The 12,401-nt window shown below is 65.7% G+C and carries 19 protein-coding genes; 1 reads left to right on the forward strand and 18 read right to left on the reverse strand.

The genetic code is table 11. The annotated features are described in order from the left end of the window. The first annotated feature begins 127 nt into the window (after window positions 1-127). Entirely contained in the window at window positions 128-892 is a 765-nt protein-coding gene (locus K9D25_RS02740; RefSeq protein WP_244379013.1) for a M48 family metallopeptidase, read from the forward strand. Window positions 893-929: 37 nt separating this feature from the next. Here the strand turns inward: K9D25_RS02740 and K9D25_RS02745 are convergent, their stop codons facing one another. The 18 genes from K9D25_RS02745 to K9D25_RS24890 form a co-directional block, all read right to left on the reverse strand. Beyond that, window positions 930-3,191, reverse strand: coding sequence for a transglycosylase domain-containing protein (locus tag K9D25_RS02745; protein ID WP_244379014.1), 2,262 nt, complete (start codon window positions 3,189-3,191; stop codon window positions 930-932). 198 nt (window positions 3,192-3,389) lie between these two features. After that, window positions 3,390-4,397 (reverse strand): tyrosine-type recombinase/integrase, encoded by a 1,008-nt coding sequence (locus K9D25_RS02750; RefSeq protein ID WP_244379016.1) that lies wholly within the window; start codon window positions 4,395-4,397, stop codon window positions 3,390-3,392. Next, window positions 4,394-4,651, reverse strand: coding sequence for a hypothetical protein (locus tag K9D25_RS02755; RefSeq protein ID WP_244379017.1), 258 nt, complete (start codon window positions 4,649-4,651; stop codon window positions 4,394-4,396). The genes K9D25_RS02750 and K9D25_RS02755 overlap by 4 nt, the downstream gene beginning before the upstream one ends. Next, window positions 4,641-5,090 (reverse strand): deoxycytidylate deaminase, encoded by a 450-nt coding sequence (locus K9D25_RS02760; protein ID WP_244379018.1) that lies wholly within the window; start codon window positions 5,088-5,090, stop codon window positions 4,641-4,643. Before K9D25_RS02760 ends, K9D25_RS02755 begins: the two co-directional genes overlap by 11 nt. After that, window positions 5,084-5,356, reverse strand: coding sequence for a hypothetical protein (locus K9D25_RS02765; protein ID WP_244379019.1), 273 nt, complete (start codon window positions 5,354-5,356; stop codon window positions 5,084-5,086). Before K9D25_RS02765 ends, K9D25_RS02760 begins: the two co-directional genes overlap by 7 nt. After that, a complete protein-coding gene (locus K9D25_RS02770; RefSeq protein ID WP_244379020.1) occupies window positions 5,356-5,724 on the reverse strand; it encodes a hypothetical protein in 369 nt (122 codons plus the stop codon). The genes K9D25_RS02765 and K9D25_RS02770 overlap by 1 nt, the downstream gene beginning before the upstream one ends. Window positions 5,725-5,868: 144 nt before the next feature. Then, window positions 5,869-6,096, reverse strand: a complete 228-nt coding sequence (locus tag K9D25_RS02775) for a hypothetical protein (RefSeq protein ID WP_244379021.1) — start codon at window positions 6,094-6,096, stop codon at window positions 5,869-5,871. Continuing rightward, on the reverse strand, window positions 6,096-6,647 hold the full coding sequence (locus tag K9D25_RS02780) for a Lar family restriction alleviation protein (protein ID WP_244379022.1): 552 nt from the start codon (window positions 6,645-6,647) through the stop codon (window positions 6,096-6,098). The genes K9D25_RS02775 and K9D25_RS02780 overlap by 1 nt, the downstream gene beginning before the upstream one ends. Next, window positions 6,644-6,916: a hypothetical protein gene (locus K9D25_RS02785; RefSeq protein WP_244379023.1), complete on the reverse strand. Its 273-nt coding sequence runs from the start codon at window positions 6,914-6,916 to the stop codon at window positions 6,644-6,646. The genes K9D25_RS02780 and K9D25_RS02785 overlap by 4 nt, the downstream gene beginning before the upstream one ends. 1 nt (window position 6,917) lies before the next feature. Further along, window positions 6,918-7,511, reverse strand: a complete 594-nt coding sequence (locus tag K9D25_RS02790; RefSeq protein WP_244379025.1) for a hypothetical protein — start codon at window positions 7,509-7,511, stop codon at window positions 6,918-6,920. Beyond that, complete coding sequence (locus K9D25_RS02795; RefSeq protein ID WP_244379026.1) at window positions 7,508-7,897, reverse strand: hypothetical protein; 390 nt, start codon at window positions 7,895-7,897, stop codon at window positions 7,508-7,510. Before K9D25_RS02795 ends, K9D25_RS02790 begins: the two co-directional genes overlap by 4 nt. Then, a complete protein-coding gene (locus K9D25_RS24880) occupies window positions 7,890-8,015 on the reverse strand; it encodes a hypothetical protein (protein ID WP_279613778.1) in 126 nt (41 codons plus the stop codon). The genes K9D25_RS02795 and K9D25_RS24880 overlap by 8 nt, the downstream gene beginning before the upstream one ends. Next, window positions 8,003-8,857 (reverse strand): hypothetical protein, encoded by an 855-nt coding sequence (locus K9D25_RS02800; protein WP_244379027.1) that lies wholly within the window; start codon window positions 8,855-8,857, stop codon window positions 8,003-8,005. Before K9D25_RS02800 ends, K9D25_RS24880 begins: the two co-directional genes overlap by 13 nt. Window positions 8,858-9,081: 224 nt before the next feature. Further along, complete coding sequence (locus tag K9D25_RS02805; RefSeq protein ID WP_244379028.1) at window positions 9,082-10,185, reverse strand: hypothetical protein; 1,104 nt, start codon at window positions 10,183-10,185, stop codon at window positions 9,082-9,084. 409 nt (window positions 10,186-10,594) lie between these two features. Continuing rightward, on the reverse strand, window positions 10,595-11,200 hold the full coding sequence (locus K9D25_RS02810; RefSeq protein WP_244379030.1) for a hypothetical protein: 606 nt from the start codon (window positions 11,198-11,200) through the stop codon (window positions 10,595-10,597). 342 nt (window positions 11,201-11,542) lie between these two features. Beyond that, the gene (locus tag K9D25_RS24885) at window positions 11,543-11,674 is read right to left on the reverse strand and encodes a hypothetical protein (RefSeq protein WP_279613779.1); all 132 of its coding nucleotides are present in this window, start codon (window positions 11,672-11,674) and stop codon (window positions 11,543-11,545) included. Continuing rightward, complete coding sequence (locus K9D25_RS02815; protein ID WP_244379031.1) at window positions 11,671-11,853, reverse strand: hypothetical protein; 183 nt, start codon at window positions 11,851-11,853, stop codon at window positions 11,671-11,673. Before K9D25_RS02815 ends, K9D25_RS24885 begins: the two co-directional genes overlap by 4 nt. After that, a complete protein-coding gene (locus tag K9D25_RS24890) occupies window positions 11,850-11,981 on the reverse strand; it encodes a hypothetical protein (protein ID WP_279613780.1) in 132 nt (43 codons plus the stop codon). Before K9D25_RS24890 ends, K9D25_RS02815 begins: the two co-directional genes overlap by 4 nt. Between the last annotated feature and the right edge of the window lie 420 nt (window positions 11,982-12,401).

Consider the following 12,401-nt stretch of genomic DNA (forward strand, 5'->3'; position numbering starts at 1 on the left):
TAAATCAGTCTCTAAGTTCTGGATAGCGACGCCGCACGCGGCGAAACCGGCCGGCACGTTCCCCGTCTGGCGCTGCCGCGCCGGCGGGTGCCATAATTGGGGCGCCTTTTCCCGGCCCGGTCGTTTCATGCTCTTCCGCGCCCTCGCCTCCGCCCGACGCAAGACCCCGGCCGCGCCGGAGCCCAGCCATTTCCGGCTGCGGCTGACGGCGGAGGAGGTCCTTGTCCAGCTCCGGCGTAATCCGCGCGCCCGGCGCTACACACTGCGCGTGCGGGCGGCGACGCGCGATGTGGTGCTCACCCTTCCCGCCCGTGGCACACTGGACGAAGCGCTGGATTTCGCCCGCCGCCATGCCGGCTGGGTGGAATTGCGGCTCTCGCGCCTGCCGGAGGTCGTCGCCTTCACCCCCGGCGCCACCGTGCCGCTGCGCGGCACCCCGCACCGCATCGTCCATCGGCCGGAGATGCGCGGCACGGTGTGGACCGGCAGGGAAGACGACGAGGCCGCGCTATTCGTGGCCGGCGACAGCGCGCATGTGGCGCGGCGGGTCAGTGATTTTCTCAAGCGCGAGGCGCGGCGCGATCTCCTGGAGGCGGCGCGGCGCCATGCCGGCGCGCTCGGCGTTTCCATCACCCGCGTCACCCTGCGCGACACGGCGAGCCGCTGGGGCTCCTGCTCCAGCACCGGCGCGTTGTCCTTTTCCTGGCGTCTGATCCTCGCCCCGCCCTCGGTGCTCGACTATCTCGCGGCGCATGAGGTGGCGCATCGGCGCGAGATGAACCACGGCCCGCGCTTCTGGGCGACGGTGGACCGCCTCTTCCCCGAGCGGCACGCCGCCGAAGCCTGGCTGAAGAAGCACGGCGCGAGCCTGCACCGTTACGGGGCGGAGTAGCCGCTCCGCCGGCAGGGTGCGCGGCCTGTGGCCCGTCTCACCCGCTGCCGAACAGCTTGTCGAGCAGCCAGTTGTCGAGGCCCGGGCGCGGGGCGGCGGGGGCGCGCTGCGGGCCGCCGGTCACCACCGGTTCCTCCGGCACGTCGCCCGGGGGCAACTGGCCCGCCCCGCCGGCGATGGCGGGCGCCTCGGTGCCGGGCAGCGGCACCACCGGCTGGTCCTTGTGCGCCACCTTCATCACCTGGCTCCAGATATCCACCGGCAGGCCGGAGCCGCCCGCCTTCTTGGTTGGCGAGGAATCGTCATTGCCGATCCAGACGCTGGTGATGAAGCGGCCGGTATAGCCGACGAACCAGGCGTCGCGGTAATCCTGGCTGGTGCCGGTCTTGCCGGCGGCGGGCCAGCCCGGCAGGTCGGCGCGCCGCGCCGTGCCGGTGACGAGCACCTCCTGCATCATGCGGTTCATCATCGCCACATGCGGCGGCGCCATCACCAGGCCGCGCCCGGCCTCGGCATAGGCGTAGAGGATGGTTCCCGCCTTGTCGCGCACCCGCGCGATGATGTGCGGGGTGACGCCGACGCCGCCATTGGCGAAGGGCGCATAGGCGCTCGCCATTTCCAGCACCGACACTTCCGACGTGCCGAGCGCGATCGAGGCGTTGGGCTCCAGCTTGGAGTTGATGCCGAGCCGGTGCGCGGTCTTCACCACCTCGTCCGGCCCCACTTCCAGCGCGAGGCGCACCGACACGGTGTTGAGCGAGAGCGCCAGCGCGGTCTTCAAATCCACCGCGCCGCGATATTCGCGCGAGAAGTTCTCCGGCTTCCAGCCCTTGAGCTGGATCGGCGCGTCGGCGCGCACGCTTTCCGGCGTCAGCCCGCGTTCCATGGCGGTGAGATAGACGAAGGGCTTGAAGGAGGAGCCGGGCTGGCGCCGCGCCGTCACCGCGCGGTTATACTGGCTCTCCTCATAGGAGCGCCCGCCGACCAGCGCCCGCACGCCACCGCTGGTGTCCATCACCACGAGCGCGCCCTGCTCGACGCCGAGCTTCTTGCCGGATTTCGCCAGCGCGTCCTTCAGCGCCTTGTCGGCGGCGGTCTGCACGGCGGGGTCGATGGTGGTCTGCACCACGAGGTCCTGCGTCACCGGGCCGACCAGCGTCTTCACCTGCTCCAGCACCCAGTCGGCGACATAGCCATAGGAATCCGGCCCCTGCGCCTTGGCCACGGTGGCGGGGCGATTGAGCGCGGTCTGGCGCATTTCCGGGGTGATGAAGCCGGCCTCCTGCATCGCCGCCAGCACGATCTCGGCGCGGGCCTGCGCGCCCTCCAGATTGCGCGTGGGGGCGAGGGCGGAGGGCGATTTCACCAGTCCCGCCAGCATCGCCGCTTCCGACAGCGTGACCTGCCGCGCCGACTTGCCGAAATAACGTTGCGCGGCGGCTTCCACCCCATAGGCGCCAGCGCCGAAATAGACGCGGTTCATATAGAGTTCGAGAATCTCGTTCTTGGAGTATTTGGTCTCCAGCCAGATCGAGAGGATCAGTTCCTGCACCTTGCGCGACAGGGTGCGCTCCTGGGTGAGGAACAGGTTCTTGGCGAGCTGCTGGGTCAGGGTCGAGCCGCCCTCGCGCAGCCTTCCCTTGGTCAGGTTGACCACCACCGCGCGGGCGAGGCCCATCGGGTCGAGGCCGAAATGCGCGTAGAAGCGCCGGTCCTCGATGGCGACGAAAGCCTGCGGCAGATAGGGCGGCAGCGCGCGCAGCGGCACATTGGTGCCGCCCATCTCGCCGCGCGTGGCAATCGCCTGCCCGTCCGCGCCCTGGATAATGACGGTGGGCGGGCGGTCGGGAATGGCGAGGTTCTGAATCGGCGGCAGCTGGCTCGCCTCATAGACGATCAGCCCGGCAAGGCCGATCGTCCCCCACAGGCCGAGCACGAGGCCCCAATAGACCAGCCGGCCGAACAGGCCGCGCTTGGGCGGGCGGCGGCGCCCGCCGCCACGGCCGCGCTCGCGTACGCGCTCCTCATCCTGTCGGCGGTTCCGGCTTTTCCTCGCCACGCGCGGCTCGTCCTCCCAATCGGCTTCCTCGGCCTCGTCCCATTCGTCATGGCGGCGGCGGTTGATGCGCGGCGGCGGCAGTGCCTTTGGCGGCGCCTTGCGGTTGCGGGCGGGGGCGCGCTCCAGCGGCGCAGGCGGAATCGTCGGCCGGTCCTCGGCGCTGAGGCGCAGGTCACCATCGAAGCCGGGCGTGCCCAGCACCGGCTCCCGCCTCTCCCTCTCGCCGCGTCGTCCGAACATGAACCTCCGCCCCGCAGGGCACCTGTGTGAGCCGGTAAACGAACCCTAAATCAGGGCTTTTAAGCGGGGGTTAAACGAAAAAGGTCGCAAACGCCTATTTTTCAAAGCGCCGCGCCCTGCCGGTTTTCGTAAAACTGCCGAAAGTTTACTGTTCTTGTTCTGTTTCCGTTCGCAGAACGTGTCGGGTTTGGGGCGGCGTCAGGCCCCTCCGCGAGCCGCCAAACGCTGGTCAATGTGCTTGCTGTATTTCATCACCATGCCCACCGACATGCCGACCATGGCGGCGATCTGCTGATGGGTCTTGCCTGCGATCCGCTCGTCACAGACCTTCGTCGCGCGCAGGTCGTGCGGCGTAAATCCGGCCAGCGCCGCACCAGACTCGGTCTTGATGTAGCCGTTCCAGGCGTCGCGCATGGAGTCCGTGTCGTAGCGCCGGCCATCAGGCCGCAGCACATAGGGGGTGGCCGGCCCAACGCCCCATCCGTCAATCTCGGCCGCTTCTTCCGGCTTCAGCAGGCTCCAATGCGGCTTGTCCCGCAGCTTGGTGATGGTGTGGCTGATTCCGTCCTCGTCTCGGTCGGCAGGCCGCATGCGGATGAGATCTGAAATGCGTTGCCCCGTGGCGCGCCCCAAGATGGCAAGTCGGCGCACCGATGTCGGGCACTCTGGCGCCATCAACGCCGCCCAGGCTGCGGGCGTGAGCGGCTTGGCGCCGTCTGTGTCCTCATAGAGCGCGTCCACCTCTCGCGCCGGGTTATCCATCCGATGCCCGCGCTGCACCGCGAACTTCATCAGCTTCTTGACCATCACCAACACCATGTTCCCCATGGATGGCTTGCCGGCGAACTTGTTGATCAGATCGATGACGTGAGCGACGGTGATCTCCCCCGGCTCGCGCTCGCCCCAGTACTGAAGGATTGGCGCCAGAGCCGATTCATAGGTGGCGATCGTCGCCGGGCGCTTCGTCCCCCACTGCGGATCGGACTTGTAGTCCGCAATCATGGCCGCGATGTTGTAGCGAGTCGGGGCGTCACCGCGCGCGATGTCCCTCAGCGCCTCGTAGAACTCGGGAGAGCCGAAGTCAGGCAGACGCACCAACGGCCCGCGTGTGGGCTTGCCCTTGTCGCGTTGATAGTACCAGTAGGTCGTGCCGTTCGGCTTGCGGGTGCAGAACACGCCCTTAGGGTACTTCGCCTGCCTGGTCACTTACGACGCCCCTTCCTGACATACGGGCCTGGCGGCAAGGTGAACACGTCCGCCTCTGCCGTATTGTGCCGTTCTGACAGCTTGGCTTCAACGGTCGGCCAATGCCAGCGTGTGATCTGGCCGCGATTGACCGAAGCTGGTGGCACGAACCCGGATTGAACCCATTGGTCAAACGTGTCGACGCTGATCTCAAGCAATGCGGCTGCAGTCTTGCGCGAGACGAAGACGGGCCGGTTATCATTATCATGCCGCATCGCGCATCTCCTCAATCTCGACACCTGCCTCGCGAAACATCACAGCCGCAGCCTCAAACTCTTCGGCCGGCATGCTGGTGCTGCCGTCACCGACAACGACACGCGCGACGCCAGCGTTGATGAGCATCCGAGCGCACCTCGAGCAGCAGAAGTGCGTGACGTAGACCGTCGAGCCGGCAAGCCGTGGGCGGGCCGCGTGGGCGACCAGGTTCTCCTCGGCGTGACCGGTCCAGAGATATTTGGCCGGGCGTTCCATCCGCTCCGGCAGGTCATCCACGCCACGCGGCAGCCCGTTGAAACCAGTCTCCAGGATCTGCCGCACGTCGCCAAACGCCGCGGCACCGACCTTTGTGCTGTCCTTCGACATCGTGGCGGCCTGCCGCGCGAAGCCCATGAGGTAGTCGCGCCAGCGGCGCCCGGTGCGCTCGGGGGTCAGCATGGCTTCACCACTGGCGGCTTGCGCAGGCGATAGCGCGTCTTGGCCTCAATCTCCGCCTTCTGCGCCTCGGTGGCGAACAGCGACACTTGCACCAGCGACCGGGCGTAGCGATAATTGAAAGGCCACACCTCGCCAATTTGAGCGCCCGCGCTCAATGCCACGAGGAAGAATTCTCCAAGGCTGGCCTTCGAGAGGTTCGGGCTCGCGTAGTCGTCGGTATGCCACCATGTGGCTCCGGCGTGTTTCAGCGTCGGGGACTCGACCATCACCCCACTTCCCCGGCAAGAGCGCGGCGTTCGGCGCGGCTTTCAGCAATAGCGGCTTGAGTGACGGCCACGCGGCGATCAATCTCGCGCATAGCCGCTAGGTATTTCTCTTGCTCGGATACCGGCCACGTCATTAGGCCATAAACATGGTTGTCCAGCATCGCCGCTGCCGTCTTCATGCCCTCGCACCACTGCCGATCTGCCATTTCGGCGCCAATTCCATCCAGCACCGCACGCTCTATCGCCGGCAATGCGGCGGTGAGAAGGTCGCCGTAGATGCGGTCCAGCGGCTTGGCGATAAGCTCACGGCGCTTAGTCCGCATCGCCTCCACCACTTCCTCTCGCTGCTTATCTGTGAGTAGGGTCATTCCTGTTCCTCCTGGGGGAGAGCGGCGCGGGTGGCGGCTTGCCAAGCTAGCCATAGATCCGCCTTGAGCCATTTGGGAATGTGGTCAAACCGGTGGTCTGGATCGCTGAATGTCTCGACGAACCAGCGGTTAAATTTCCGCCTCTCACTCCCCATCGCGCACTCCTGCGGGAGGTGCGGGGAAAGCTACCCGGATATGATCGGGGCCGCCCCAGACCGCCGCCGTCCGCTCGCGGCCTTCTCCGACATAAATGACGCAATCTTGCTGACGCGGACGGTTCCCCTCGGCAAACCCGCTGCGCCGATACACCGCGATCAGCCCCGGCACGCGCCAGATGTCTTCGGCTTCGGCGTTCAGCACCGTGATCTTCATCACTCCGCCTCCCCCTTGTCGGCGAGGGCGCGGACGGAGGTGGCAGACCGGCGATGATCGGCAGCGGCTACGGTGTGGCGCTTCCATCCATCGGAGCCCGTTCCGCACGCGTCGCCCTGCGCATCGTGCAGCGCGGCTTGATCGTCGTGCCAAGCCGCCGCCTCCTCCAACGCAGCTTTCCTCGCCTCGGCGCGGATCGCGGCTGCGTCGAGGGGGTGGGTGTAGAGGGGGTATTCCGTGGTGCGGTCATTTACGACCGGGAAGTCCTTCGGGCAGATGACGCTGACCGAAACCTCAATCCCTCTGGGGCCGTAAAACGCCCGTAAGTACGCCACCGGCTCAGCCGCCGGAGCGGGCGGGGAGGCGCGGCGGTTCCAGGCTGCGATGGCATCGGCTTCGTATTCGTCGTTGATGTCGATGCCACAGGCGTCACAACGGACGAAAGTGCCGGAAACGAAACCATCAGGCTCAACGCAATTGAATTGGCGCGGCTCCCCGCCGCAAAACGGACAGGGCAGCAGCGTCGCCTTGGTCGGTGCGCGGTCATTCATGGAAGCGGCTCCATTGTCAGGTCGATCTGGTCGAGCCCGCGCACGAAGGCTATTGGGGCGCGCTCCTCAATCGCGTGCAGCCCATAGGAGGTAACGCCTACCGGCTCGCCATCCTTGTCGATCACCAGTAACAGAGCGCTTTGTTTCGCGGTAATGGCTAGTAGGACCATGGCGTGCCCGGCCTTGCGCCCGTATCCGCCTCCGCAGGCATAGACATTCCCGACGACAGGTTGGGCGAAGGTCGGAAGCTCCGTGACGTTGATGCGCATCTCACCCTCCCGCCTTGGCCGGCGACAGGGCGGCGCGGGCTGTTGGCCGTCTCAGCATTGCCAGGATGCGAGGATCGACGTGCGCTAGATCGGGCAGTCCGCAGACGCGGTTCTTCCCGTCGCGCAGATCGGTGAGGCTTACATAGGCAAGCCCCGGCTTTGGTTCGCGATACTGCTGCCCGTGCCAGCCGACGTTCACGTTGTCGGTCTCGATAACGGGCGAGCGGCCGGGCGTAAGCCATCCCACTCCACGCCCCAATCGCGCCTTGACGGCAGCATCTCCGCGCTCATCGACGCGAGCAGTAGTCCGACACATCGACCCTGAGCACTCAAAGCCCTTGTGCGAGACCAGCACATGATCGTCGGTAACGGGCGCAACGAAGAGGTAGCCGAGCCTGGGCGGATTGGCGCGCACAACCTCAACCGATGCATCTGATGGCAGGTCGGGCCAGATAGGGGTCGGGTGGTGAGTTATCATCACCTCCAAATCAATGCCCGGCTCCGGCTGCGCCATCTTTCGCGGGAACAGGCAGAGGATGCCATCAATGTCACAGATGACGTCGCCCTTACGGGCGCGAGCCGTGCGAACGATCATTCCGCCCCTCCCAAGGCAATGCGCAGCCGCTCCACCTCGGCCTTGAGCTTGTCGCGCTCGGCTTCGGCGGCTGTGGCGCGGGTTTCGTACTCGTCGGCGGCGTGGCGCTCGCGGTCGTACTTCGCCTGAACCTTCGCCACCTCGGCCTGTAGGGCTTCGATGCGGTCCCATGCCTCCCGCACGCGATTGGCGCTGGTATAGAAGCCAGCCGCTTCGAGGTTGTCGGCTGCGTTGGCAAGCACATCCTCGTTCACCAGCCCCGGCGCGGGGGTGGATTTCATCTCGGCCTCGACCTTGCGCAGTGCTGCTTTGGCATTCACTGCGCCTTCGTCCCCGCCAACGCGGAACGTCATGGCACGCTCGACGCGCCTCTGCAGTTCAGTCATGGGCGGCACCACGGCGCGGCACGATCACCACGTCTCCATGCACCTCGTCGTAGACATCAGGCTCGTCGCGCCAGGCCAGCAACCACGTTGCCAGCAGCCATGCCATCACGCGGCGCATTTCGTTTCCCCTTGGAGATCCAGCCGCTCGCGCGCGATCTTCTCGGCGAGGTAGCGGCGCAAATCGTTGATAGCTTTCGGCTCGACAGCGCCTGGCCCGATGACGTGGATGAACGCAGACACGCGCGCAGCGACTTCCGGCGGCATCTGTCCAGGCTCGCCACCCAGCCGCGCGAAGCCACGCCGCCAGAGCGCCCGCATGAACGGCACGTCGAACTCAGAAACGGTGCGCCGCGATATGCCCGCTGCCTGCAGGTGGTACTTGGCAGTACTGTAGTGACAGCCGGCAGCTTCACCGAGTTTGTGCAGCGTCACGCCGCGCTCTCGCACGAATGTGCTGGCGACGATGACGCGACGCGCCTGAATGAGCAGCCCGATGCGTGAATCTCCGATGAGATCTAGGCGCGTGATGCCGAGTGCGCTGCAAACACAGCCGGCTATGTCGGAGCTATCCTCATTGAGCGCAGCCACCATCGCGGCAATACGATGGGCTGCCTCAACACGACCGTCTCGGTTTGCGCGACGGATCGCGGCGAGCGGCGTGATGGACGCGGGGGCGGTCTCGCCAGCGCGCACCGGATAGGGCGTCGGCAGGAACTGCGAGAGTTCGCGGGTTGAGACGTATCTCTGCGGCGAGCTTGCATCTCCAAGGTTCTCGGTGATGCCGAGCCGTCCGGCCTTGGTGGTGCTGACGATACGGACCCGGTGCCGGATTCCGCCTGGCGCCGTGTAGGTGGCGTAGGGTGTGGCGGTGTGCGAAGGGGCGGTAGCGTGCTGAGTGGCAGTAGCGTGCGGCACAGCGTTAGCATGCGAAGCGCGCGCGTTGTCGTTAGCGGGAATCATGGCGTGGTGTTCCATGGCGTGTGTGGGGTAGCTGGTGGCGACGACGCGGGGCGCATGCCTCAATGGGTTGCGACACATGGATGGCCCTGCGTCGTCGCTTCTTGGGTGCCTGCCGGCGCGCCCTTGTTGGGTTCCGCGCTGGGGGGGGGGGGTATGGCCGGCAGGCAATTAGTGGCGGGGCGCGATAGTCCTGGGTTGCTCTCGACGATTGGCCCCGCCCGGCATCAGGCCGAAGCCCGGCGCCAATTCAGATAGAGATCCTTGAGCATCCGCTTTTCGACGTAGCGCATGGCCCGTGCGATGGCGTGGGCGCTATAGGATTCCTTGCCCGTTGCGCTGCACTTGATGCGAAGCGGCTGGCCATCTTCGCCAAGGATGATGGTGCCGTCCTTACGCCTGTGCGGGCACTTGATCGCCTCGTGCCTCACTCGCTTCGCGAACAGCCGCTGGTACGGCGTCAGATCGGGGTTGGCATCGACATCTTCACCGAACATCGGACGCCACTTGCCCATGCCGAGAATGAGACCATTGCGGGCGTTCCATGACACGGAGCGGCGCGGCGCGCGATAGCCGTGAGCGATCCAGTCTTCCGCCGTAGCGCCAGCGCCAGGCTTGCCCTGCGCCTTGCCGCCGATGACCGCCACACCCATGCGCTTCCAGAGGCACGACGGGTTGCGATAGGTGCCGATGTCGCCGGCCTCGCCAACGATGGTCGCAAACGACACGGTGCCGAGCCCTTTGACGGACTGCACCCACGGGAAGACGGGCAACTGCTTGGCGAGCTTGTCGAGGCCGCGGGCCGCGCCCGCTGCGGCGTTCTCCAGAGGCTCGGCGGCCATAAGATAAGGCCAGATCCTCTCATGAAACTCGTGGTCAGGGTTAGCGGCTGCTTCGCGGTATATCTTGTCGGCGCGTTCGCGCAGCGCCTTCTTGGTGGCGTCGTTTTCGTAATCTGCCGGCTGATGGATGGCGACGCGCACACAAGCCATGCCCTGTAGGACGATGCGGTTCTTGGCGCGGATCATGCCCTGCCGAAATTTGTGGTCGTTCTGTATCTGCGCGACGAGCGCGGTGACGGCGTCGCTGGGCACATAGTCCGGCAGCGGCACGTAATCAGGGTCCACGACGGCGGGCGGAGCACAGTTGGGTTGCACCGCCTTCTCGGCCGCGCCGCCGTGGATGGGGTGAGCAGGGGCGGGCATTGCGCTTGTGGGTTGCGAGGGCGTGACGGCCCGCGCCCTGCTCGTCTTGGTCCGTCGCTCGACAGCGGCGGCAATGTCTGCGGGGTTGTTGTTGGTGGCAACGTCTTGGTTGGTCTCGATGTACATGGTGCATACCCTGGGTTGCGATGTGGGGTACGCGAGAGACGGCGCAGGCCGATTGGGTTGCGGGACGCCACTGGCCGGATCTCGCGATGGGTGCTGCCGGCGCTACGCTACTGGGTTGCTGCGCACTTTCGGCCGGCAGTTAGGGGGCTACGCAGTCGGGTGGCGCGCACATATTGGGTTGCTCGGCTCACTTGGCCACCACGACTGCGTATTAGGAACCGGACGGCCGGGGCGTCATTCGATTGGGTTGCGCAAGGCCGCGGGCACCAACCCGTCCGGTATCTGAATTGCCTTGCCTGCTCGGGCGCTCTTCGGCTGGGTTACGCACCGGTGATGGCCCAAGCAGGCAATGTGTCGGCGGGGCGCTCGCTCTTTGGATTGCGATAGACGAATGGCCCCGCCACTCGGCTTACGCCGAGGTCTTGTCAGCCTCGATACGGAGGCGAATGGCTTCTTCGGCCGTCACGGCGTCACCGATCTTGCGGTTGCCGGCCGTGTTGCCGACGGCGATGAGAAACCTGCCGTCGCGGACCATCGTCAGGCCCTTGTTCATGTGCTCCGTGGCGTACTTCACGATGTCGGAGCCGATGTGGTCGCGCAGCGGGCGACGGACGCCGTCAATGACGTACGGCTTGTCGAGCAGAGCCTCACGAACGTGCGTGCCGAGATCGGCCAGCCGGCGGCGGGTAGCTTCGGCGCTTGCGTTGAAAATGTGCGCCACGCGCTCGTTGTAAGACTTGGACTTGCTGGCCGGTGCCTTCGGTCCCGTGGCGCGCGGATCAGCCAGCAGTGTGTCGATGGCGCGCCGCTCGCTACGCACGGTCTCACCGAGCAGGTTCCGGCATGCGAGGCGCACAGCCTCATCCGTGAGGCGCTTCTTGTTCAGGACGTAGTTCGTCATTTTCTCGGTGGCGGCGTCGAGGTCTCCACCGGCCTCCCGCATCATGCGCTCCGCCACACCAATCAGGGTTTCGGAGTTTCTACGAGGCGTCGGTGCGAAGTTAATGGCGGCCATGGTGGTCTCCTGTGGCGTGGGGGTGGCCCTGCCGGGCGCTGGATCGTCGGGTTGCGAGGCGTGGACGGCCCGGCAGGGTTAGGGGATGCAGCGTCGGCGGGGGGCGTGATGGGTTACGCTCGTCGTTCGGCCGGCGCTGCATTGTGGTTCGACTGGCCGGGCGTGGCCCTTCTGGGTTTCGCAATCATTCCGGCCCGACCAGTCGAATGGGGTTGCAGGGTTGGCGCTGTGTGCCTGGGTTGCTCCCTTTAGATGGCCGTCCCTGCAATTGGTGTTCGCGGACGTGTGGGCGGCAGCCTAGTTGGATTGCGCGCACTCCATGTCCACACACGCCCGCGAATTTCAGTCCGCTAATCTCCGCCCGAGCAGCACCAGCACGAGGACCAGCGCTGCAATCTGCGGGGCGGCGATAAGCCAGAAGCACGCGGCACCATTTGGCGGTATGCCGTGCCAAGGCTTAGGCTTGGTGGTCATGGCAGCACGTCCGCCGCGATGCGGCGCATGTCCTGCACCTTGCTCGTGCCGAGCGCGCCGTTGTCGGCCCGCTCAACAATCTTCCGCAGCGCCTCTTCGTACCGCTCGGCACGCACCTCCGCGGCACGCAGCTGCTCGCCGAGCAGCCTGGTGGTGGTGTCTTTCAGCGTGCGGCTCATTGCGGACTCCGTCGCGCATACAGGCTGCAACGCCGGCCGGTGGAGATCGCTGCGTCAAGAATGGCCGCTGCCTCGGCAATGCAGCACGGTGACAGCGGCACGCCGTCGAGGATGATGGTGTAGGTCATGGGGTGGCCCTGATGGCAGTGATGTTCATCGGTCATCTCCCAGCGTAGTGACTGGGTATGCGCATGTCTGGCCCTTTCCTCCGCATGGATGCGTCTCTTCCCAAGTCATTTGCTGGGCGCGACCAGAGCAGTTGGCGAAATAGACGTTGCGAGAATTTCCATCTCTGAGACGCCATATGCGACATCCGTCGACTTCGGCCAAAAGCCCTGCACTTACCTCAGGGTTTCCAGTGTTCTCAGTCTCGATAGGCTCAGCGCCACAGCCGGCAAGCATTAAGCCCGTCAAGATAACCGAAAAGCGGGAGGTTATGGTTCCAGCCATTTTGGCGTACCTCAGAACGGCACGGCGTATTCTTCGCCGCGTGCCTGTTGTGATTTCAGGGACGCGAGGACAGTTGACGCTCGCGTTATTGCTTGTTC

It is taken from the genome of Ancylobacter polymorphus (assembly GCF_022836935.1).
Lineage (GTDB): Bacteria > Pseudomonadota > Alphaproteobacteria > Rhizobiales > Xanthobacteraceae > Ancylobacter > Ancylobacter polymorphus_A.

Excerpts from the sequence above, each read along its gene's own strand:
- K9D25_RS02805 (WP_244379028.1), bottom strand. The coding sequence starts at position 10,185 with ATGTACATCGAGACCAACCAAGACGTTGCCACCAACAACAACCCCGCA.
- K9D25_RS02775 (WP_244379021.1), bottom strand. The coding sequence starts at position 6,096 with ATGAAGATCACGGTGCTGAACGCCGAAGCCGAAGACATCTGGCGCGTG.
- K9D25_RS02795 (WP_244379026.1), bottom strand. The coding sequence starts at position 7,897 with ATGACTGAACTGCAGAGGCGCGTCGAGCGTGCCATGACGTTCCGCGTT.
- K9D25_RS02740 (WP_244379013.1), top strand. The coding sequence starts at position 128 with ATGCTCTTCCGCGCCCTCGCCTCCGCCCGACGCAAGACCCCGGCCGCG.
- K9D25_RS24890 (WP_279613780.1), bottom strand. The coding sequence starts at position 11,981 with ATGACCTACACCATCATCCTCGACGGCGTGCCGCTGTCACCGTGCTGC.
- K9D25_RS02770 (WP_244379020.1), bottom strand. The coding sequence starts at position 5,724 with ATGACCCTACTCACAGATAAGCAGCGAGAGGAAGTGGTGGAGGCGATG.
- K9D25_RS02765 (WP_244379019.1), bottom strand. The coding sequence starts at position 5,356 with ATGGTCGAGTCCCCGACGCTGAAACACGCCGGAGCCACATGGTGGCAT.
- K9D25_RS02745 (WP_244379014.1), bottom strand. The coding sequence starts at position 3,191 with ATGTTCGGACGACGCGGCGAGAGGGAGAGGCGGGAGCCGGTGCTGGGC.
- K9D25_RS02785 (WP_244379023.1), bottom strand. The coding sequence starts at position 6,916 with ATGCGCATCAACGTCACGGAGCTTCCGACCTTCGCCCAACCTGTCGTC.
- K9D25_RS02810 (WP_244379030.1), bottom strand. The coding sequence starts at position 11,200 with ATGGCCGCCATTAACTTCGCACCGACGCCTCGTAGAAACTCCGAAACC.
- K9D25_RS02780 (WP_244379022.1), bottom strand. The coding sequence starts at position 6,647 with ATGAATGACCGCGCACCGACCAAGGCGACGCTGCTGCCCTGTCCGTTT.
- K9D25_RS02755 (WP_244379017.1), bottom strand. The coding sequence starts at position 4,651 with ATGCGGCATGATAATGATAACCGGCCCGTCTTCGTCTCGCGCAAGACT.
- K9D25_RS02760 (WP_244379018.1), bottom strand. The coding sequence starts at position 5,090 with ATGCTGACCCCCGAGCGCACCGGGCGCCGCTGGCGCGACTACCTCATG.
- K9D25_RS02815 (WP_244379031.1), bottom strand. The coding sequence starts at position 11,853 with ATGAGCCGCACGCTGAAAGACACCACCACCAGGCTGCTCGGCGAGCAG.
- K9D25_RS02790 (WP_244379025.1), bottom strand. The coding sequence starts at position 7,511 with ATGATCGTTCGCACGGCTCGCGCCCGTAAGGGCGACGTCATCTGTGAC.
- K9D25_RS24880 (WP_279613778.1), bottom strand. The coding sequence starts at position 8,015 with ATGCGCCGCGTGATGGCATGGCTGCTGGCAACGTGGTTGCTGGCCTGG.
- K9D25_RS02800 (WP_244379027.1), bottom strand. The coding sequence starts at position 8,857 with ATGATTCCCGCTAACGACAACGCGCGCGCTTCGCATGCTAACGCTGTG.
- K9D25_RS24885 (WP_279613779.1), bottom strand. The coding sequence starts at position 11,674 with ATGACCACCAAGCCTAAGCCTTGGCACGGCATACCGCCAAATGGTGCC.